The organism is Oceanibium sediminis, from assembly GCF_003265325.1.
GTDB lineage: Bacteria > Pseudomonadota > Alphaproteobacteria > Rhodobacterales > Rhodobacteraceae > Halovulum > Halovulum sediminis.
The window spans coordinates 150,693-170,452 of sequence record NZ_QGNX01000005.1 but is presented as its reverse complement, the minus strand read 5'-3'; the positions used below and the strand labels follow the sequence as shown (position 1 = coordinate 170,452).

The window sequence follows — 19,760 nt, the reverse complement described above, 5'->3', positions numbered from 1 at the left end:
AATTTCGATTGTCAGACCGGGGAAGGCCCTGCTAGCCTTTCTTGAACTTCGAGGGTCCCGCTGACCATGCGCCACAGCCTGCCACAACCGCCGCAATTCTACGTGACGGCGCCCCAGCCCTGTCCTTACCTGGACGGGCAGGTGGAACGTAAGCTGTTCACGGCCCTTCAGGGCAGCAACGCGGACCAGTTGAACGACGTGCTGTCACACCAGGGCTTCCGGCGCTCGCAGAATGTGCTCTACCGCCCCTCCTGCGCCGATTGCGCCGCCTGCCTTTCGGCCCGGATCGTGGTGAAGGACTTCAAGCCCTCCCGTTCGCAGAAGCGGGTGCTGCGCAAGAACACCGACCTCGTGCGCGAGGCGACGACCCCCTGGGCCAGCGAGGAGCAGTACGCGCTGTTCCGCAAGTACCTGTCCAGCCGCCATTCCGACGGCGGCATGGCGGACATGGACGTCTACGAATACGCCGCCATGGTCGAGGAAACGCCGGTGCGCAGCCGGATCGTGGAATACTACCAGCAGGGCGCGGACCGCCGCGAGCTGGCCGCCGTCTGCCTGACCGATGTGCTGTCCGACGGGCTGTCCATGGTCTATTCCTTCTTCGACCCAGACCTGTCGCAGCGCTCGCTCGGCACGCAGGTCATCCTCGACCATATCGAGATCGCCCGCGATGCGGGGCTCGACTACGTCTACCTCGGCTACTGGGTGCCGGGATCAAGCAAGATGGACTACAAGTCCCGCTTCCGCCCGCTGGAAATCTTTCGCGGCGGCAACTGGCAACGCTTGGACGCGGATACCGAGGTCCGCATGACCGCCCATCCGCTGGAAAATGATCCCATCGCCGAACAGGTCGCCGCGATCTACCTGCCCCAGCAGGACTGAGCCCCCACAACAGATCACCCCCGCCACGCCCCGCGCGCCACGGGCCCCGTTCCCGCGCTTGCGGGAATGGGGAGTAACAGAAAGGGCCCCGCCGTGGCGGGGCCCTCCGTCGGATCAGCTGGCGATAGGCTCAGTTGAAGGCGTCCGGCAGCACGGTGACGATGCCCGGAAAGACCCAGAACATCAGCAGCGCGAAGACCTGGATCAGCACGAAGGGGATCACCCCGCGATAGATGTGCCATGTCGTCACGCTCGCCGGGGCCACCCCGCGCAGGTAGAACAGCGCAAAGCCGAAGGGCGGCGTCAGGAAGCTGGTCTGCAGGTTCACCGCGATCATGATCGTCACCCATTTCGGGTCCATCGTGCCGCCGTAGATCACCGGGCCGACGATGGGGATCACGATGTAGATGATCTCGAGGAAATCCAGCACGAAGCCCAGGATGAACAGCACCAGCATCACCAGCAGGAACACGACCCACTCCCGGTCGAAGCTGCGCAGGAAGTCCTGGATGTAATGCTCGCCCCCGAAGCTGATCACCACGAGGTTCAGCATCTGGCTGCCGATCAGGATCGCGAAGACCATGGAGGTGACCTTCGCCGTCTCGCGCACCACCGGGCTCAGCACCCTGCCCCGCGCCAGCACGAAACATGCGAAGACGAGGCCGAGCATCGCGACCGTATAGGCCACCTGCGCGACGCCGAAGGCGATCCAGTTCTCGACGCTCACCTCCTCGATGTTGACGCGCAGATCGAAGTTCACCCCGACGAGCAGCATGATCACCAGCGCAAAGCTGGACATCAGGATCAGCGACCCCGAGGCCCCCTCTTCCTGCAGTTTTCGATAGGCGGCCAGCATGATCGCCCCCGCGGCCCCCAGCGCGGCCGCCGGGGTGGGGTTGGTGACCCCACCGAGGATCGAGCCCAGCACCGCGACGATCAGCACCAGCGGCGGAAAGACGACGCGCAGCAGCTCGTTCGTGGCCAGCCGCGCGAAGGCGGCGCGCGCGCCGATCAGGATCATCGCGAAGGGAATGCCCTGCAACAGGAACACCGTCCCCGGCGAGGACAGCGGCGTCAGCGTCAGGATGTCTACCACGACGGCCAGCACGACCCCAGCAACCCCGAGGTAGAGCGGGCGGCGCTGCGCGTCGGGCATCACGCCGTGGGCCAGCGCGAAGATCAGCGCGAACATCACCAGCATGATCGTCAAGCCGGAACCGACGGGCGCGGCATCCACCAGAGCCTGCGTGCGGGCCTCGGCCATCTGCTCGTCGGAAAGCTCCCGCTCTTCCATGGTCGCGGCACCGCCGCCGGCCTCAATCTCGGCCTGGGTGGCGACGGACCTGTCCCACGCCTCCTGCCCGTGCAGCTCGATCATCGCCGCGCGGCAATCATCCGAGACGTTGGTGCGCAGCTCTGCCGTCTGGCCCTGTGCGGCGAACCGGTCCACGGCGATGGTCTGGCTGCCCGAAAGCCCGAAGCTGTTGGCCGCCACCGCAAAGGCGACGATGCCAAGCGGCACCGCCAGGAACCAGGTCAGCCCATGACCCTTGCCGCGCCCGTGGCCATCGCTGTCGGCCGAGGGGATTGGTGGCGCCTTTTCCGGGCGCAGCAGTGCGAAGCCGAAGGCGTAGAGGCCGTACAGCCCCGCCAGCATGATCCCCGGGATCACTGCCGCCTGGAACAGCGTGCCCACCGACAGCACGGCGGGCTCACCCAGGTAGGTCAGCGCATCCGAACAGCCCACCAGCGCGGCGCGCTCTTCCTGAGCGGTGGCGTAAAGGTCCCCCGCCAGCGTGCCGAGCAGCACGATCACGATGGACGGCGGAATGATCTGCCCCAGCGTGCCGGAGGCGGCGATCACCCCCGTCGCCAGTTCGGGCGAATAGTTGTTGCGCAGCATCGTCGGCAGGGCGAGCAGCCCCATGGTCACCACGGTCGCCCCCACGATCCCGGTCGAGGCGGCAAGGAACGCCCCCACCACCACGATGGACACCGCCAGCCCGCCCGGCAGCGGGCCGAAGACCCGCGCCATGGTGGTCAGCAGGTCGTTCGCGATGCGCGAGCGTTCCAGCGTGATCCCCATCAGCACGAACATGGCCACCGCCAGCAGCGTCTCGATCGACGGGCCCGCGAGGACACGCTCGTTCATGCGGTTCACGATGAAGCTGAGGTTGCGGTTCAGCGCATCCTCCCAGCCGCCCTGCAAAAGCGGCTCGATGGTGCGCGGAAGATCCGGGTATCGGAAGATCGATATCGCGTCCCGCCGGACGCCCTCGGCGATCAGCGCCTGGTATTCCGCGCTGCCAAGGTCGATCGCCTGGTGGACCAGGATCCCGCCTTGGTCGAGAAAGGCGATGATCCCGAAGGAAATGACCGCCGAGCCGCCAATGGCGAAGGCCACCGGAAAGCCCGACATGATGCCCGAGAACAGGCAGAAGAAAACGATGATGAGGCCTACCTCGATCCCGTCGAGTCCGAAAATCATGCCCCTGCCCCTTTAATGCGTTTCGGCGGCGTGTTCCGCCGTGGTGTCTTCAAGGACATCCTTGTCGAGGTATTTGCCCGCGCTCTGCTCGCCTTCGAGGAATTCGAGGAGCGAGCGATAGAAGAAGGCCCAGCCCTGCACGAACATCATGCCCGCGAAAGTCACCAGCAGCAGCTTGAACAGGAAGTAGGCGTCGAACCCGTTCGGCGAGAAGCCGATGGTTTCCACGTTCCACTTCATCAGCTTGGATTTGCGCAGCGTCGCCTCAAGCGTTTCGGTGGCGTTGATCTTGGGCGTCACCAGGTGGCGCCACATGAAGTACCAGCCGAACAGCCAGGTCAGCGTCATCGACGGCAGGATGAACAGCAGCGAGCCGAGCATGTCCACCACCTTCTTGGCCCGAAACCGCATCCCGGCGTAGAACAGATCGACCCGCACATGCCCGCCCTGCACGAAGGTGTAAGCACAGCACAGCACGACGATCATCGCGTTATAGAGCTTCAGCTCCTCGGACCACCAGCTGAGGTCGCGCGCGAAGGCGTATCCGAACGGCCCGAACGAGATTTCCGAGACGCGGAAGATCCGTTGCAGAAAGACGATCATCACCTGTTGCAGGACCATCAGCAGACCGGCCCAGGCGAACAGCCGTCCAAGCGTGTTCGCAACCCCTTCGAGCCCGACGACGACGCCCCACAGGAACCGCCGCCAGACCAGCCCGGCGGCAAGGATGCTCAGAAAGAACGCGGTGACCGAAAAGAAGAACTCCGTCGATCCGCCGTAGTAGATGAAGCGCCCCAGCGCTTCCTTGTCGGACCAGTCGAGCCAGGTTTCGGTCTGCGCCAAGGCGCGGAAGATATTCAGAAATCCGGCAACCAGGTTGGTGATCACCCACACCAATCCGTCGATCATGCCACTCTCCCCTTGTGCTGGGGGTTTCCCGGTTGGACCCGGTGCATACAGAAAACCCCGCAGGCTGGCACCTGCGGGGTTTTCCGACTGTTACGCTCAGCCCAGGACCCGGTCGCGCTGAGCGCGATACACGCCCTCGGAGCGGGTCAGCCACCCGGAAGAGGAGCGCATCGACGCCTGGGCGCTTTCGTAGATTTCCTTGAACAGGTCGTCGCCCATGTTCTCGTCATAGACCTGCTGCGACGCGGCGCCGAAGGCATCCCAGACATCGTCGGGGAACTCGCGGACGGTCACGCCGCCGGCGATCAGGCGCTGCAGCGCGGCGCCGTTGTTGGACAGGAACTGCGCCAGGTTGTTCTGATGCGCTTCGCCTGCCGCCACCTCGATGATCTTCTGCTGCGCGGGGGTGAGGCTGTCATACACCTCGCGGTTGGTGGCCAGCGACAGGCCCGCGCCCGGCTCGTGGAAACCGGCGGGGTAGTAGATCTTGGTGATTTCCTGGAAGCCCGCCTTTTCGTCGGCCCAGGGGCCGATCCACTCGGTCCCGTCGATCGCACCGGAGGCCAGCGCCTGGTACACTTCGGCACCCGGCAGGTTCTGGACCGACGCCCCCATGTAACCCAGCGCCTTGCCGCCAAGGCCCGGCATGCGGAACTTCAGGCCATTGAAATCCTCAGGGCCGTTGATCTCGGCGCGGAACCAGCCACCGGCCTGCGCGCCGGTGTTGCCGCCGAGGAAGGACTTCAGGTTGAACACCTCGCCCAGCTTGTCGTGCAGCTCCATGCCGCCGTCGTAGTAGTACCAGTTCACCAGCTCCTGCGCGGTCATGCCGAAGGGCGTCGCCGTGAAGAAGGCGTAGCCCGGGTGCTGCCCGGTGAAATAGTAGTCGGCCCCGTGGTACATGTCCGCCTGGCCAGAGGTCACGGCGTCAAAAACCTCAAACGCACCAACGAGTTCGCCGGCGGCCTTCAGATCGATTGTCAGCTGACCGTCCGACATCGCGGTGATCATGTCGGCACAGCGCTGCGCGCTGTCGTGCACACCGGCAAGGCCCCGGCCCCATGTGGTGACAAGCGTCAGCGTGCGCTTGCCCTGGGCATAGGCGGGGGCGGCAAGCCCGGTTGCGGCTGCGGTTGATCCAAGGGCGGAAGCCCGCAGAAAGGAACGGCGATCCATCAGTCTCTCCCAATATAATTCTTGCCTGGCCCTTGTTGCCGGGCAGTTGTTTTATGACTGCAGTTCTAGTCTGCCCCGCGGCAAAGGAAAATACCGACAAACCCTGACTTTGCGGCAACTGCCGTTTTTTTTTGCATTTGCCCGCGGGCTGGCATTCACTCGCCAAGAAGAGTTGCGAACAGGGCCGCGCCATGCACGATCACGACCATGCAGACAACGAGATGGACGAGATGACCGCCCGCGTCCGGGCGCTGGAAACCATCCTGACCGAAAAGGGCCTGGTCGATCCTACGACGATCGACACCATCGTCGAGGCGATGGAAACCCGAATCGGGCCGCGCAACGGCGCGCGGGTGGTCGCCCGCGCATGGGTAGATCCGGACTACGCGGCGCGGCTGCGCAGCGACGCCGTTTCCGCGGTGGCCGAGCTTGGCTACGGCGGCGCGGGGGGCGAGCACATGCGCGCCGTCTTCAACGACGCGCAGACCCATAACCTGATCGTGTGCACCCTGTGCTCGTGCTACCCGTGGCCGGTGCTGGGCCTGCCGCCGGTGTGGTACAAGTCGCCGCCCTATCGTGCGCGGGCGGTGAAGGAACCTCGGAAAGTGCTTGAGGAATTTGGTGTAAAACTTCCCAAGGAAACGAAAATCCGCGTCCGGGACTCGACCTCGGAAGTACGCTACATGGTCGTGCCGCAACGCCCCGCAGGAACCGAGGGGCTGGATGAAGAGGCCCTCGCCGCGCTGGTGACGCGCGATTCGATGATCGGCACCGCGCTGGTCAGCGCGCCATGAACGGGCCGCATGATCTTGGCGGGCGCGCGGGCTTCGGCCGGGTCACGCCAGAAGCCGAAACACCGGTCTTTCACGCCCCGTGGGAGGCGCGCGCCATGGCCCTGACGGTTGCCTGCAACGCGCTGGGGTATTTCACCATCGACGCGCGGCGGCACGCGCGCGAACGCCTGCCGCACACGACCTACCTGACGTCGAGCTACTATCGCATCTGGATCCTCGCCCTGGAGCGCCAGTTGCAGGACGCCGGCGTTCTCAGCCCCGCCGAGCTGGCCGGCGGCGCGGTGAGCGTTCCGCCCGACGCCGCCGCGCGGCGCCTCGCCCCGGATCGGGTGGCCGCGATGCTGGCCAGCGGCGGCCCCGTGGCGCGGCCCGCGAGCGCACCGGCCAGGTTCGTGCCGGGGCAGTGGGTGCGGCTGCGCAACCACCAGCCCGAAGGGCACACCCGCCTGCCCGCCTACGCCCGCGACAAGACCGGCGTGATCGAGCATGTGCACGGCGTGCACGTCTATCCTGACACCAATGCCCATGACGGCGGGGAAGCGCCGCAGTGGGTCTATACCGTCGTCTTCGACGCGGCCACCCTGTGGGGCGCGGATGCGGACCCCGACCTGAGCGTGACGATCGATGCCTTCGAACCCTACCTCGACCCCGCCTGACACGCCCCCTTTCGACGCGCCCTGGCAAGCCCAGGCCGTGGCGCTGACCGTGGCGCTGATCGACGCCGGTGTCTTCACGTGGGCCGACTGGGGCCAGGCGTTCGGCCGCCGCCGCGCCCCCGGCCACGCGCGCGACGACGGGGCGGACTACTACGACCACTGGCTCGAAACGCTGGAGGAGGTGCTGGCCGCCCGCGCCCTGGCCCTGGCCGACGCGGTGCGCGAAACCGCCAGCGCCTGGCGGCGCGCTGCCGCCGCCACGCCCCACGGCACGCCGATCCGCCTTGAAAACGACCCGCACCGCTAAGCGCCCCTGGACCATGCGAAACGCACACGGACGGTTTGACCTTTCGCGGCGGATTGCGTCTAGTAACGGGAACGCGACAGGACAAGGCCGCTGAATGCGACAGACCGCAGAAGGCCCGAAGACCCCGGCGAGGACATGGCTGACCTACGGGCAGAAGCTGTTTCTGCTGGCGACGGTGCCGCTCGTCTTCGCCGCCTCGGCCATGGCCGTGCTGGTCGCGGTCCAGTCCCGCGCGCTGGCCGAGCAGGAGATCAAGCTGCTTGAGGAACGCCTGCTGGAAGCCAAGCAATCCGAGCTGTCGAACTACATGAGCCTCGCGCGGACCTCGATCGGGCATATCTACGGCAACGCCGCCCCCGATGACGCGCAGGCCAAGACCCGCGTGGCGCAGATCCTCGCGGCGATGACCTATGGCAGCGATGGTTTCTTCTTCGTCTACGATTACGACGGCACCAACCTTGTCAGCCCCAAGCAGACCTACCTGATCAACCGGAACTGGTGGGACGTGCCGAACCAGGACGGAGAGTACGTCGTGCGCCGCCTGGTCGAGATCGCGCGCCAGGGTGGCGGCATCCACGAATACGTCTGGCCCAAGCCCTCCACAGGGGTGGCGACGCCGATGTATTCCTACGTCATCGGCCTTCAGGACTGGCGATGGGCGGTGGGCACCGGGATCTGGATCGACGACGTGATCGCCCAGGTGGCCAGCGCCCGCGCCGCGACCGAGGCGCGCATCCAGCGCACCTTCCTGTGGATCGCGGGGATCACGCTGCTCGCACTGCTGTTGGTCTTCGTCTCGGGGCTGTGGATCAACATCCGCGAGCGCCGGCTGGCGGACACCAAGCTGAAGGCGCTGACCCAGCGCATCTTCGACACGCAGGAAGAGGAACGCTCCCGCGTGGCGCGCGAATTGCATGACGGGATCAGCCAGATCCTGATCGGCGTGCGCTACGGGCTGGACATCGCGGGGCGGCGCCTGCGCGCGGGCAAGCCCGGCGTGGCCGAGGGCATCCTCAGCTCGACCGACGGGCTGAACGACGCGATCCAGGAAGTACGGCGGATCAGCCGCGACCTGCGCCCCGGCGTGCTGGACGACCTGGGCCTCGGCCCGGCGCTGAAGACGCTTGTCGACGAATTCGCCGCGCGCACCGGGATTCACTCCGAGTTCGACACGGCTGTGTTCCGCAACCGCCTGACGGCGGAGGCCAAGACCGCGCTCTACCGCGTCGCGCAAGAGGCACTGACCAACATCGAGCGCCACGCCAACGCGACCGAGGTGAAGCTGCGCGCCTGGGGCCACAGAAGCGGCGCCACCCTTCGCATCGAGGACAACGGCGTCGGGATGGACTTGCACCGGCAGGACACCCGGCCCGGCGTCGGCCTGCGCAACATGGCCGAACGGATCGAGCACCTCGACGGCAACTTGCAGATCCAGAGCACCGCCGCCGGCACGGTGGTGACGGCGCAGATCCCGCTGAAACACCTGCTGCGTTCGGACAGTTCCCCACCCCCCGCCCGGAAGGAAAGCGCATGACCTCTGACGAGCCCCGTTTGATCCGCGTGCTGATCGCCGATGACCATCCCCTTGTCGTGCAGGGCGTGGCGGGCGTTCTGGAAACCTATGACGGGATCGTGGTCGTTGGCACCGCCTCCAACGGCAAGGAGGTGCTCGTGGCCTATGAGCGCCTGATGCCGGATATCGTGCTGATGGACCTCAACATGCCCGAGATGAACGGCCTGGCCGCGACAGAGCTGCTGCTGGAGCGTGACCCCGGCGCGCGGGTGCTGATCCTGTCGATGCACGACACGCCCGAGTATATCGCCACCGCGATGCGCCACGGCGCGCGCGGCTATGTGCTGAAGGACGTGGACACCGACGACATCGTGACCGCGATCAACACCGTCTACGCTGGGGGCACCTATCTTTGCACCGGCACCGCGCAAGTGATGGACCCCGAAGACGGCCGCGAACCGCTGACCAGCCGCGAGCAGACGGTGCTGCTGGCCCTCGCCTCGGGCAAGTCCAATCGTGAGGTGGCGGAAGCGCTGGAAATCTCGATCCGCACGGTGGAAACTCACCGCAAGAACATCAAGCGCAAGCTCGGGATCAGCTCCACCGCCGGGCTGACGCGCTATGCTTTGGAAAACGGCGTCCTGCAGGCGTGACAGGGCCGGGCCCGGGTCTGGACTGCCACCCCTCACCGCTCCGGCGCGACGCGGCCGCGGGACCGCTCAGGGGCGGGTTTCGGGCAGGCCGGATTCCACCCAGCGCAGGATGACGTCGATCTCTTCCTGGGGCAGCGGCGTGCTCAGGAACGGCATGCGCGGCACGCTTTCGCCCAGGATACGGCGCACCATCTCGCTGCCCGCCGGATCGCCGGGCAACAGGACGGGCCCCGCAAGCCCACCGGCGATGGCCGCCTGGTAGGAATCGAGCCGCAAGCCCTTGGCCGCGCCATGCGCAGCATGACAGTTCACGCACCGCGTATTGAAGATCTGGAAGACATCTGCCCATTCCGGCGCCTCGTCCGTTCCGGCCACCGCCCCCCCGGCCAGAAGCGCGGAGACGGTGAAGACAAGGAAAGCCTGAACGCGTGCCATGGGCCGTGCCCCACGAATAAGGTCGCGCGGCAATCCAACGGGCCGTCGCGCGTGCAGCATAGCCCATCCGGCGGACCCTGTTAAGCTGCGCCGTCCCCGGACATGGCCCCGAAGGACGGGGCCGAGACGCAAGCCCCGGCACGGCCCCGGTCGCACGAAAATATCCGCTGAAAAACGAAAGTTGTGTTAAAATGACGTTTGGATCCGTTCGATCCGAGTCCTTTGGGAGGAGTAAGAAATCATGAAGCACACTTACATGCTTGCAGCGATTACGGCCATGATACCCTTCGCTGTTTCTGCCGCGGATGTTGACCTAGACGAATTGCGCGAAATGGTGTCGAAGTACAAAGACATCGAGGTCGCGAAAGCCGAAGGCTACATCACCCCCGACAACCATTGCGTTTCAGCGGAAGCGGAAGGGCTTCCCGCGGAACTGGGCGCGATGGGCATCCACTACATCCAACCCGCCTTGCTGGAGATCACCGGAACGGACCCCCGTGTCGGCGGCAATTCGACCCACACGGACTGGACGCGCCCGTCAATCCTGATCTACGAGCCGCAGGCGGATGGATCGATGGAACTGGTCGCCGTGGAAAACCTCGTCTTCGAAGCCGCCTGGGAAGCCTCGGGCAAGACCGAAGAGCTGGTTCTGAACGGCAGGAACTGGGATCACATGGCGGATGATCCGGCCACACCGGGGGATGAAGCGCACGGCTTCATGCCGCATTTCGACCAGCACGTTTGGCTGTTCCGGGAAAACCCGATGGGCGATCTGATGCCGTTCAACGCGAACGTCACCTGCGAGCATCACAACATGTAGCACGCCGATTGCGTCCCCAAGGGGACGGCAGTCGAAAGGCCGGGCCAGCCCCCCCCCCTCCCCCCGGTGCCGCCGCGCCGTCGCGGGGGCGGCCCGGGCCTGATAGCGCGAATGAGCGTTGCGCACGGCCCCACCGGCCCCGGTTCCGCCGGGGAGCGGGCTGGGGCGCTGCCCCTATTGCGCGAACAGGTAGCGCGCCGGCGGCAGTGGCTCCGCGTTCAGCAGGACGTTTGACTCCACCTCCCCCACGCCGGGCAGCGTCATGATGCGGCGGCGCAGGATCCGTTCGAAGTCCGACAGGTCGCGCGCGGCGACGCGCAGGCGGTAGTCATAGGGTCCGAGCACGTGCTGGACGACCTGCACCTCGGGGATGGCGATCAGCGCCCGCTCGAAGTCCGCGGGGCTGGCGCGCCCCTTCCCAGCAAGTTTCACGCCAAGGAACACGGTCACGCCGAAACCCAGCTTCGCCGGGTCCAGCCGCGCGCGGCGCCCCCGGATCACCCCTTCTTCCTGAAGCCGGCGGATGCGCCGCCAGGCCGCGGGCTGGGACAGGCCGACGCGCGCCCCGACCGCCTTGGCGCTGAGCCGCCCGTCGCCCAGCAAGGCGCGCAGGATGGCGCGGTCCGTGTCGTCGAGTTCCGCGCTCATATCGCCAGCGCCTCCGTGTTCTTGAGTTCCGAGACGAGCATCAGCGCCTCGATATCCGCGATGTTGGGCAGCGCCAGGATCTGCTCCTGGTAGATCTGCTGGTAATGGGCCAGGTCGCGCGCGATCACGTCCATCCGGATATCGACCCGGCCGAGCAGGGTTTCGATGCTCTGCACATTGGGGATCGCGCGGGCGGCGCGAATGAAGCTGTCAAAGGCGTTCGGCGCGGTCTTGTCCAGGGTGATGCGCAGGAAAACCTGAATCTCGAAACCAAGCGCGCGGGGATCGATCTCGACCGTGTGGCCGGTGATGACGCCCGCGGATTCCAGCTTCTCGATCCGCCGCCAGCACGCGCCCGGGGAAATACCCACTGAGACGGCCAGATCGGCGGTGGAGCGATCCGCGTCCTCCTGAAGCAGGCGCAGGATGTGACGGTCCGTGGCGTCGACACGCATGATTTTCTCGCTACTTGCAACTTTGGCGAATGGAAATTTGGGGGATAGCGGAAGATCCCGGAAATGGGAACAGTTTTTCTGCCCCGTCCCACTATGCTCGGGCGCTGACGAAACCACTATCGGAGGAAGCGCCAATGCGCGTCTATTACGATCGCGATTGCGATATCAACCTGATCAAGGACAAGAAGGTCGGGATCATCGGCTACGGTTCGCAGGGTCATGCCCATGCGCTGAACCTGCGCGATTCCGGCGCCAAGAACCTGGCCGTCGGCCTGCGTGAAGGCTCCCCCTCCCGCGCGAAGGCAGAAGGCGAAGGCCTGCAGGTAATGGGCCTGGCAGAAGTCTCCGCCTGGGCCGACGTTCTGATGCTCACCATGCCGGATGAGCTGCAGGCGGACACCTACAAGAAATACGTTCACGACAACCTGCGCGAAGGCGCGGCGATCGCCTTTGCGCACGGCCTGAACGTGCACTTCGGCCTGATCGAGCCGAAAGCCGGCGTCGACGTGATCATGATGGCCCCCAAGGGCCCCGGCCACACCGTGCGCGGCGAGTTCACCAAGGGCGGCGGCGTGCCTTGCCTGGTGGCCGTGCATAACGACGCCTCCGGCAATGCGCTGGAAATCGGCAAGTCCTACTGCTCCGCCATCGGCGGCGGCCGCTCGGGCATCATAGAGACCGACTTCCGCCAGGAATGCGAAACCGACCTGTTCGGTGAGCAGGCAGTTCTGTGCGGTGGCCTGGTCGAGCTGATCCGCATGGGCTTCGAAACCCTGGTCGAAGCCGGCTACGATCCCGAAATGGCCTATTTCGAGTGTCTGCACGAAGTGAAGCTGATCGTGGACCTGATCTACGAAGGCGGCATCGCGAACATGAACTACTCGATCTCCAACACGGCCGAGTACGGCGAGTATGTCTCCGGTCCGCGCGTCCTGCCCTACGACGAGACGAAGAAGCGGATGAAGGACATCCTGACCGACATCCAGACCGGCAAGTTCGTGCGTGACTTCATGCAGGAAAACGCCGTCGGCCAGCCGTTCTTCAAGGGCACCCGCCGGATCAACGACGAGCACCAGATCGAGCAGGTCGGCGAGACCCTGCGCGGCATGATGCCCTGGATTTCCGAGGGCAAGATGGTGGACAAGTCCAAGAACTGATCACGCCAGACGCGGCGCCCGAACCGGGCGCCGCGTCACAACTGTCGGGAAATTCACCCGAAAGGCCGGGTTTTGCTGGCCCAGCACCCCAAGCGCAAGTAACAAGGGTCAAACCCGACGCTGAGGGAGATGCACATGGGACGATCCTTTCTGATCCGCTGGCTGGTGGCGCTGCTGCTGGTGTTCGTTACCTTCAATCCGACATCGCTGAATTACGTGAACTGGGCCCGCAACAACTGGGGCGAGAGCACACCGATGATCGTGTTGGTGGGCCTGATCCTTTTCATCGCCTACATCGTCTTCTTTCGTGCGACCTTCCGCTCGATCGGGGTGATTGGCATCGGACTGGTCGTAGCGCTTGTCGGCGCCGTGCTCTGGGTGTTCTACAGCTGGGGCTGGATCGACCTTGAAAACCCAACCGCCCTGACCTGGATCGGCCTGCTTGCCCTGTCGCTAATCATGGGGGTTGGCCTGAGCTGGTCGATCATCCGCCGCCGCCTGTCCGGCCAGCTGGACGTTGACGACGTGGAACAGGGGGCCGAGTGAGGCCCTCCGCCGCCATCCTCTTGATTTGACCATCGACAATGCGGAAGCGATAGTTTAGACCCCGCGCCTGACCCCAAGAGAGATACGTCCGAGCCATGGAAAACATAATTCTGACCGTACACCTTCTGTTGGCGCTGGCGCTGATCGGCTCCGTGCTGCTGCAAAGATCCGAAGGCGGCGGTCTGGGTATCGGCGGCGGCGGTGGCGGTGTCGCCTCCGGGCGGCCGCCTGCAACGCCCATGGCGAAGGTGACCTGGATCCTGGCGCTGGCCTTCATCGCCACCAGCCTGGCCCTGACGTGGATCTCGACGACGAATTCCGCTGGCAACAGCGTGATCGACCGGGTCGGCATCGAAGACGCGGAAACCGGCGCCCCGGCCCTGCCCCCGGCGCTTGGGGGCGACCTGACCCCGCCGAGCAGCGGCGACGGGCCTGCGGTCCCCCCCCCGGTGGAATAACGCTCTTCCCCGTTCAGCGGCGCAACCTATGGGTGCGCCGCTCCCCCAAAATACCGGATGTAGTCATCCGAGCTTGTGCGATCACGTCGAATCCGGTAACGATGGACTCCCGTGAGCAGCCTTAATTTTTCCGGCCCGAATGGTCGGCTTGCCAAGCGGGAGGCGCGGTCAAATGGCGCGTTTTGTTTTCATTACTGGTGGTGTGGTTTCGAGCCTCGGCAAGGGGCTGGCCTCGGCAGCGCTCGGGGCGCTTTTGCAGGCACGCGGCTACTCGGTCCGGCTGCGCAAGCTTGACCCCTACCTCAACGTCGATCCCGGCACGATGAGCCCGTTCGAGCATGGCGAGGTCTTCGTCACCGACGACGGCGCGGAAACCGACCTGGACCTCGGCCACTACGAACGCTTCACGGGCGTCGCCGCGCGCAGCACCGACAGCGTCAGTTCTGGCCGCATCTATTCCACGGTTCTGGAAAAGGAACGCCGCGGCGACTACCTGGGCAAAACGATCCAGGTGATCCCCCACGTTACCAATGAAATCAAGGACTTCATCAGCATCGGCGAGGATGAGGTCGACTTCATGCTGTGCGAGATCGGCGGCACCGTCGGCGATATCGAGGGCCTGCCCTTCTTTGAAGCGATCCGCCAGTTCGCCCAGGAAAAGCCGCGCGGGCAGTGCATTTTCATGCACCTCACCCTGCTGCCCTTCATCGCCGCCTCGGGCGAGCTGAAGACCAAGCCGACCCAGCACTCCGTGAAGGAGCTGCGCTCCATCGGCCTCGCGCCCGACGTGCTCGTCTGTCGCTCGGAAGGACCGATCCCCGAGAAGGAGCGCGAGAAGCTGGCCCTGTTCTGTAACGTGCGCCCCGACAGCGTGATCGCCGCGCAGGACCTGAAGTCGATCTACGAAGCGCCGCTGGCCTATCATCGCGAGGGGCTGGACCAGGCCGTGCTCGACGCCTTCGGGATCGCCCCCGCCCCGCGGCCCAACCTCACCAAGTGGGAGGATGTGGCCGACCGCGTCTACAACCCCGAGGGTGAGGTGCGGGTGGCCATCGTGGGCAAGTACACCCAGCTCGAGGACGCCTACAAATCCATCGCCGAGGCGCTGACCCATGGCGGCATGGCCAATCGCGTGCGGGTGCGCGCGGAATGGATCGACGCCGAGATATTCGAGCAGGACAAGGACGTCGCCCCCCTGCTTGAGGGCTTCAACGCGATCATCGTGCCCGGCGGCTTCGGCGAGCGTGGCACCGAAGGCAAGATTCGCGCCGCCACCTTCGCGCGCGAACGCAAGGTGCCCTACCTCGGGATCTGTCTCGGCATGCAGATGGCGGTGATCGAGGCGGCCCGCAACATGGTCGGGCTGGACAACGCCGGCTCCGAGGAATTCGATGACGAGGCCGGCGTGAAACGCTTCGAGCCCGTGGTCTATCACCTCAAGGAATGGGTCGAGGGCAACCGCACCATCCAGCGCAGCCGGAACGACGACAAGGGCGGTACCATGCGCCTTGGCGCCTACAACGCCGTGTTGAAGGAAGGCAGCCAGGTCGCCCAGATCTATGGCACCACGGCGATCTCCGAACGTCACCGGCACCGCTACGAGGTGGACATCCGTTATCGCGACCGGCTGGAAAAAGCCGGGCTGACCTTCTCCGGCATGTCCCCCGACGGCCGCCTGCCCGAGATCGTCGAGATCAAGGACCACCCTTGGTACATCGGCGTGCAGTTCCACCCGGAGCTGAAGTCCAAGCCCTTCGCCCCGCACCCGCTGTTCCGCGATTTCGTGCGCGCGGCGCTGGAACAGTCGCGGCTTGTCTGACCCTTTTCTTCCGGCCGCAGCGGGATAGATACCCTTCATGTTTGCAGACCTGATGAACCGCCTTCTGGGCACGGCCCCCCAGCCCGACCCGGAAGAAGATTACCGCCAGTCGCTGGCGGCGCTGCTCGTGCGCTGCGCGAAGGTGGACTATGAGTACGCCGCCGCCGAACAGGCCCGCATCGACGAGATCCTGGCCCTGCGCTACGGCCTCGACGCCCATGCCGCCGCCGCCCTGCGGGGCGACGGCGAAACGCTGGAGGCGGAGGCCGGCGACACCGTGCACCTGACCCAGGTGATCAAGAACGGCGTCCCCCACGAGGAACGCGGCGCGATCCTAGAAGCGCTGTGGTCCGTCGCCCTGGCGGACGAGGCCCGCGACCACACCGAGAACGCGTTCATGCGCCTCGCTGTGAAACTGCTGGGCCTGTCGGATGTCGAAAACGGCATCGCGCGGCAAAAGGCCAAGGCGGCGCTGGACTGAGCAGCGCTGCGGGGTCAGCGCCGGGGGCGGCGCAATTCCTCACCCATATTGATTTTCGGGCAACCCTGCTCGTTGGCCGTCACAGCCATGCCGGGCGGTCAAAGGCGCGGGATGGGGCACCTGCCCTACCCCGCCGCCAAGTGCTAGCCCAGATGCGCCAGCACCCGCTCCGCGATCAGGCCGCTGACGCGCACGTTGCTTTCCTCGGTCACGCCCGCGATGTGGGGCGTCAGCAGCACGTTCAGGCCGTCAAACCGCGCCCCGGCCGCCGCGCCGAGGGGTTCTTCCTCGAACACGTCCAGCGCCGCGCCTGACAGGCCGCCGTCTGCTTTCAGGGCTGCTGCCAGCGCCTCTTCGTCCACCACGCCGCCGCGCGCGGCGTTGATCAGGACCGAGCCGGGCTTCATCATTGCCAGCCGATCCGCATTGGCCATGTGGCGTGTGCCTTGCGTCAGGGGCACGTGCAGGGACACGGCGTCCGCTTCGGCGAAAACCGTGTCGAGCTCGACCGGGCTTACGCTGCCCCATGCCGGGTCGCCGGCCTCAAAGAACGGGTCATGGGCGATCACGCGCATACCCAGCGCCTGGGCCCGCGCGGCGGTTTCGCGCGCGATGCCGCCGAAGCCGACCAGGCCCATGGTGCGCCCGCCGACCTCCCGCCCGATCAGGGCCTGGCGCGGCCACTCGCCCGCCGCCACCACGGCGGAGCTGAGCCAGGCGCCGCGCAGCAGCACCAGCGCCGCGGTGATCACGTATTCCGCCACGCTGGCGTCATTCGCGCCGGTCGCGGGGTAGACGGTGACCCCCCGCCCCTCACAGGCAGCCACATCGATATTGTCGAGCCCGACACCCAGACGCCCGACGCAGGACAGGCTGCCCGCCGCTGCAAGCAGATCGCCGCGCACCTGCGTGCGGTTGCGCACGATCAGCGCCCGCGCGCCCGGCAGAAGTGCCGCCAGCGCGTCCCGGTCATCGACCAGCTTCGGATCGTAATGCGTCTCGTATTTCGCCGACAGCCGGGCGACAGCATCCTCGTCCATGAATTCGGTGATGACGACATCAGGCAACGGCGCTCTCCTTCGTGAATTGAGGCAGGACGACGGCCTGCCCGGTGCGCGCACTTTCCTCTGCCGCCGCGCCGACGGCAACCGCAATCCGCCCGTCGCGCACGGAGACGTCCGGCGCGCCTCCGTTTCGCAGCATCTCGGCGAAGCGCTGATGCTGGAAGAAAGTCGAGCCGTGGTGGTCGCCCGCGCTGGCGATGGCGTGATCGATCTGGATATCCTCGCGGCGGAAATCCCGCTTCATGCGGGGCGAGATCAGGATCTGGCTCGCCCGTTCCTCTCCATCCGGGTTGAAGCGTGCGGGCCCCGGCAAGCGCGCATCCACCCGCGCAAGATCGCCGGTGGCGGACACCACCTCCTGCCAGTAGGAGCCTTCGGCGAACATGCACAGGTCCAGCATCGCCCGCGCGCCGGAGGCGAAATCCACGATCACGTAGGCGTTGTCGATGACGTCGGGCTTGCGCCCAAGATAGTCCTCTTCGAGGAAGTTCACGTCGATATTGCCTGAGGCATAAACCCGGATCGGCTCGGACTTCAGGATCAGGCGCATCAGGTCGAAGAAATGGCAGCATTTTTCCACCAGCGTACCGCCGGTCTGCGCGTTGAAGCGGTTCCAATCGCCGACTTTCGGCAGGAAGGGGAAGCGGTGTTCGCGGATCGACAGCATCTGCACGGTGCCGGCGGTGCCCTTGCCCACCTCCTCGATCAGGCGGGCGATGGCGGGCATGTAGCGGTATTCCATCGCCACCCACAGCGGCGCCTTGCGCCGGGATTGCAGGCTTTCGATCCGTGCGCATTCCGCATCCGTCAGGCCGAGCGGCTTTTCGCACAGCACCGGCATGTCGGTTTTCAGAACGTCCTCGAGGATCGGCAGGTGCAGGTGGTTCGGCGCGGCGATGACCACTGCGTCCAGCCCGCCCGCGGCCAGCATTTCCTCGTGGGTCAGGTAGCTTGCGCAGGCCTCCGCCCCGGCCAGTTCCTGCGCGGCGCGCGCCATGGGCAGGTTCGGGTCCGCGATGGCGGCGACGCGCGCCCCGTCCAGCAGGGCGATGTTGCGGATATGCTCCTGCCCCATCATGCCAGAGCCGATGATTCCGTAACGCAAGGTCATGCGACGTCTCCCAGGTCCAGTACCGGCAGGCCAAGGGCCGCCGCAACGCCGTGCAGGGCCGCGGCGTAATCGCCGTAGACAAGCCCCATGTGATGTTCGAGTCCTGCGCCGATCACCCGCTCCAGCACCTTTCCGGCCGGGGCGTCGAACCGCACGGTTCCGGAGGTGCCGGTGAAGGCCATGGGCCGTTTCAGCATTTCACCCCGCGCAATCACCAACCGGGGCGACCCGTGGGCCTGGCTGATCCGCGCGAAGGTCACCGTGCCCGGTTTCAGCGCGAATTCGTAGAGCAGCGGCATCTTGCGATTGGTGTGGATCGTGGCCGAGGGCGTAGTGTCCGCATCCGCCATGGACAGGGGCGCCTGCCCGCAGTGCCAGACGACGCCGGTATCGTCATCGGCGTCAATGTCGACCAGGTCCACAAGGAAGACGGGGGCTTTCGCCACCTCTTGCAGCATCAGCTGGGTCAGCGCGCCGTAGACGTCCGCCTCGCAGGCGCAGGGAACGCGGGCCTCGCCCAGTTGCGCGACAGGGCCGCAGACCGCGCCGCCGTACTCGGTGAAGGTCTCCGGCCAGCAACGGATCGCGAAGGCGTCGAACCGCCCCTTGGCGCGGATCTGGTCCAGCGCGACGCGCAGCGCGAGCGAGCGGTCGAGTTGCTCCTGGTCCACCTGGTCGAGGTCCGGCAGCTCCGCCGCTGTCGCGGCGCGCACGGCGGCGGTGTCCTCGGGCGCGGCTGCACGGGCGGTGTCGAACAGCTGGTCAAGCTCCAACGCCTCCACCTCCACCCCGGTGAGCGATTTCAGGGCCTCCGCGTCATAGGCGCAGGTTTCAAAGCCGTCGGGGTGGGCACCGATGCGCCCGATCCGCTGCCCCGCCAGCGCCTGCGCGACACCCGCGCCCAGCGCGGCGTCCGCTTGCGGCGGCACGGGGTTGAGCCGCCCCGCCATCCGCGCGCCGCCGAGCAGCGCGGACAGGTCCGCCTCAGGCGCGTCGACATATAGCCACCCGAAATCGCGCCCCGCCAGCCCCAGCGCGTGGGAGGCGAGGTTCAGCCCGCAGAATGCGTTCAGCCTGAGCCGCCCGCCAAGCCGGGGCTCTGGCACCGCCCAGATCGACAGCGGCACATCGGGAAAGGCGTTGGCGATGGCGAGTGTCATCGCCGCGTCGGTGAAGGTGACTTGCAGGATCAGCACCTGGTCGGGCGCTTCCCCCTTCAGCGCGTCGATCGCCGCCCTGGTCGCGTCGGCGTCCATCAGCAGTGTGCGCGGGCCGACAAGCTCGTGCCCGCTGGCGTCCAGCGCGGCAAGCATCTGGCCGAGCTTTTCCTCGGCAAAGGGAACATCGAACGTCGCCCGCCCAAGGGGCAGGATACCGAGACGGGGCAT

21 protein-coding genes are annotated in these 19,760 nt (G+C 66.1%); 12 read left to right on the top strand and 9 right to left on the bottom strand.

Annotation, left to right across the window (positions count from 1 at the left end; all coding sequences use genetic code 11):
* Nucleotides 1-66: 66 nt before the first annotated feature.
* The gene (locus tag DJ029_RS14160) at nt 67-882 is read left to right on the top strand and encodes an arginyltransferase (RefSeq protein WP_112323132.1); all 816 of its coding nucleotides are present in this window, start codon (nt 67-69) and stop codon (nt 880-882) included.
* A 130-nt stretch (nt 883-1,012) separates the two neighbouring features.
* Here DJ029_RS14160 and DJ029_RS14155 read toward each other — a convergent pair whose 3' ends face one another.
* From DJ029_RS14155 to DJ029_RS14145, 3 genes are all read right to left on the bottom strand, one after another.
* Nucleotides 1,013-3,370 carry a TRAP transporter large permease gene (locus DJ029_RS14155; protein ID WP_112323131.1) on the bottom strand — a complete coding sequence of 786 codons (2,358 nt, stop codon included), beginning with the start codon at nt 3,368-3,370 and terminating at the stop codon, nt 1,013-1,015.
* Nucleotides 3,371-3,382: 12 nt separating this feature from the next.
* Nucleotides 3,383-4,279 carry a TRAP transporter small permease subunit gene (locus tag DJ029_RS14150; RefSeq protein WP_112323130.1) on the bottom strand — a complete coding sequence of 299 codons (897 nt, stop codon included), beginning with the start codon at nt 4,277-4,279 and terminating at the stop codon, nt 3,383-3,385.
* A gap of 96 nt (nt 4,280-4,375) precedes the next feature.
* Nucleotides 4,376-5,455, bottom strand: a complete 1,080-nt coding sequence (locus DJ029_RS14145) for a TRAP transporter substrate-binding protein (protein WP_112323129.1) — start codon at nt 5,453-5,455, stop codon at nt 4,376-4,378.
* Between the two features lie 191 nt (nt 5,456-5,646).
* On the opposite strand from DJ029_RS14145, the gene nthA reads away from it, so the two are divergent.
* From nthA to DJ029_RS14120, 5 genes are all read left to right on the top strand, one after another.
* Entirely contained in the window at nt 5,647-6,249 is a 603-nt protein-coding gene (gene nthA / locus DJ029_RS14140) for a nitrile hydratase subunit alpha (RefSeq protein ID WP_112323128.1), read from the top strand.
* On the top strand, nt 6,246-6,905 hold the full coding sequence (nthB, locus tag DJ029_RS14135) for a nitrile hydratase subunit beta (protein WP_112323127.1): 660 nt from the start codon (nt 6,246-6,248) through the stop codon (nt 6,903-6,905). Before nthA ends, nthB begins: the two co-directional genes overlap by 4 nt.
* Nucleotides 6,874-7,212, top strand: a complete 339-nt coding sequence (locus DJ029_RS14130) for a nitrile hydratase accessory protein (protein WP_112323126.1) — start codon at nt 6,874-6,876, stop codon at nt 7,210-7,212. Before nthB ends, DJ029_RS14130 begins: the two co-directional genes overlap by 32 nt.
* A 94-nt stretch (nt 7,213-7,306) precedes the next feature.
* On the top strand, nt 7,307-8,746 hold the full coding sequence (locus DJ029_RS14125; RefSeq protein ID WP_112323125.1) for a cache domain-containing protein: 1,440 nt from the start codon (nt 7,307-7,309) through the stop codon (nt 8,744-8,746).
* Complete coding sequence (locus tag DJ029_RS14120; RefSeq protein ID WP_112323124.1) at nt 8,743-9,378, top strand: response regulator transcription factor; 636 nt, start codon at nt 8,743-8,745, stop codon at nt 9,376-9,378. The genes DJ029_RS14125 and DJ029_RS14120 overlap by 4 nt, the downstream gene beginning before the upstream one ends.
* 66 nt (nt 9,379-9,444) lie before the next feature.
* Here DJ029_RS14120 and DJ029_RS14115 read toward each other — a convergent pair whose 3' ends face one another.
* Nucleotides 9,445-9,813 (bottom strand): c-type cytochrome domain-containing protein, encoded by a 369-nt coding sequence (locus DJ029_RS14115; RefSeq protein ID WP_157966383.1) that lies wholly within the window; start codon nt 9,811-9,813, stop codon nt 9,445-9,447.
* A 241-nt stretch (nt 9,814-10,054) separates the two neighbouring features.
* Here DJ029_RS14115 and DJ029_RS14110 point away from each other — a divergent pair, with 241 nt between their 5' ends.
* A complete protein-coding gene (locus DJ029_RS14110) occupies nt 10,055-10,633 on the top strand; it encodes a hypothetical protein (RefSeq protein ID WP_232823083.1) in 579 nt (192 codons plus the stop codon).
* 174 nt (nt 10,634-10,807) lie between these two features.
* On the opposite strand, the gene DJ029_RS14105 is transcribed toward DJ029_RS14110, so the two are convergent.
* Together DJ029_RS14105 and DJ029_RS14100 are read right to left on the bottom strand one after the other, a co-directional pair.
* Nucleotides 10,808-11,281, bottom strand: coding sequence for an Lrp/AsnC family transcriptional regulator (locus tag DJ029_RS14105; RefSeq protein ID WP_112323122.1), 474 nt, complete (start codon nt 11,279-11,281; stop codon nt 10,808-10,810).
* Nucleotides 11,278-11,736: an Lrp/AsnC family transcriptional regulator gene (locus DJ029_RS14100; protein WP_112323121.1), complete on the bottom strand. Its 459-nt coding sequence runs from the start codon at nt 11,734-11,736 to the stop codon at nt 11,278-11,280. Before DJ029_RS14100 ends, DJ029_RS14105 begins: the two co-directional genes overlap by 4 nt.
* A gap of 134 nt (nt 11,737-11,870) precedes the next feature.
* Here DJ029_RS14100 and ilvC point away from each other — a divergent pair, with 134 nt between their 5' ends.
* From ilvC to DJ029_RS14075, 5 genes are all read left to right on the top strand, one after another.
* Complete coding sequence (ilvC, locus tag DJ029_RS14095) at nt 11,871-12,893, top strand: ketol-acid reductoisomerase (protein ID WP_112323120.1); 1,023 nt, start codon at nt 11,871-11,873, stop codon at nt 12,891-12,893.
* A gap of 135 nt (nt 12,894-13,028) precedes the next feature.
* Complete coding sequence (locus tag DJ029_RS14090; protein WP_112323360.1) at nt 13,029-13,439, top strand: DUF6524 family protein; 411 nt, start codon at nt 13,029-13,031, stop codon at nt 13,437-13,439.
* Nucleotides 13,440-13,534: 95 nt separating this feature from the next.
* A complete protein-coding gene (gene secG, locus DJ029_RS14085; RefSeq protein ID WP_112323119.1) occupies nt 13,535-13,897 on the top strand; it encodes a preprotein translocase subunit SecG in 363 nt (120 codons plus the stop codon).
* 172 nt (nt 13,898-14,069) lie between these two features.
* Entirely contained in the window at nt 14,070-15,716 is a 1,647-nt protein-coding gene (locus DJ029_RS14080; RefSeq protein WP_112323118.1) for a CTP synthase, read from the top strand.
* Between the two features lie 37 nt (nt 15,717-15,753).
* The gene (locus DJ029_RS14075; protein ID WP_112323117.1) at nt 15,754-16,197 is read left to right on the top strand and encodes a tellurite resistance TerB family protein; all 444 of its coding nucleotides are present in this window, start codon (nt 15,754-15,756) and stop codon (nt 16,195-16,197) included.
* A gap of 143 nt (nt 16,198-16,340) precedes the next feature.
* Here the strand turns inward: DJ029_RS14075 and DJ029_RS14070 are convergent, their stop codons facing one another.
* Genes DJ029_RS14070 through DJ029_RS14060 form a run of 3 tightly spaced genes read right to left on the bottom strand, consistent with a single transcriptional unit; the run spans nt 16,341 to nt 19,760 of the window.
* Nucleotides 16,341-17,264: a hydroxyacid dehydrogenase gene (locus tag DJ029_RS14070; RefSeq protein ID WP_112323116.1), complete on the bottom strand. Its 924-nt coding sequence runs from the start codon at nt 17,262-17,264 to the stop codon at nt 16,341-16,343.
* Nucleotides 17,257-18,372, bottom strand: coding sequence for a Gfo/Idh/MocA family protein (locus DJ029_RS14065; protein ID WP_112323115.1), 1,116 nt, complete (start codon nt 18,370-18,372; stop codon nt 17,257-17,259). The genes DJ029_RS14070 and DJ029_RS14065 overlap by 8 nt, the downstream gene beginning before the upstream one ends.
* A complete protein-coding gene (locus DJ029_RS14060) occupies nt 18,369-19,760 on the bottom strand; it encodes an L-fucose/L-arabinose isomerase family protein (protein ID WP_112323114.1) in 1,392 nt (463 codons plus the stop codon). Before DJ029_RS14060 ends, DJ029_RS14065 begins: the two co-directional genes overlap by 4 nt.